General features: G+C 68.4%; 1 protein-coding gene. It reads left to right on the forward strand.

The window, feature by feature from the left end; translation table 11 throughout:
- The coding region (locus A4R44_RS49590) for an AMP-binding protein (protein ID WP_198545596.1) at nucleotides 1-646 on the forward strand (646 nt) is incomplete at both ends.

Genomic DNA, 646 nt, shown 5'->3' on the forward strand with positions numbered 1-646 from the left:
GGGTGCGGCGTATCTGCCGCTGGATCCGGATCATCCCGAGGACCGGCTGCGGTTCATGGTCGAGGATTCGGGTGCCGAGGTCGTAGTCGGGCCGGGTGATCTGGCCGGGCTCGGCGGATCCCGGGAACCGGTGGAGGTCGTGGTCCGGCCGGAGAACGCGGCGTACGTGATTTACACCTCGGGGTCGACTGGGCGGCCCAAAGGCGTCGTGATCGAGCATCGCGGGATTGTGAATCGGCTCCGGTGGATGCAGGACGAGTACGGCTTGACGCCGCGGGATCGGGTGCTGCAGAAGACTCCCTTTGGCTTCGACGTGTCGGTGTGGGAGTTCTTCTGGACGCTGTCCGTCGGCGCGACGCTCGTGATGGCCCGGCCGGGCGGGCACCGCGATCCCGAATATCTCGCCGAAGCCATGGCCGACGGGATCACGACCGCCCACTTCGTGCCGTCGATGCTGCGGGCGTTCCTGTCCGGACCGGTGCCGAGGCNCTGGACGCTGTCCGTCGGCGCGACGCTCGTGATGGCCCGGCCGGGCGGCCATCGCGATCCCGAATATCTCGCGGAAGTTCTCGTGGCGGAAGGGATCACGACGGCGCATTTCGTGCCGTCGATGCTGCGGGCGTTCCTGTCCGGACCGGTGCCGAGG

This window comes from Amycolatopsis sp. M39 (genome assembly GCF_001651785.1).
Taxonomy (GTDB): Bacteria; Actinomycetota; Actinomycetes; order Mycobacteriales; family Pseudonocardiaceae; genus Amycolatopsis; species Amycolatopsis rubida.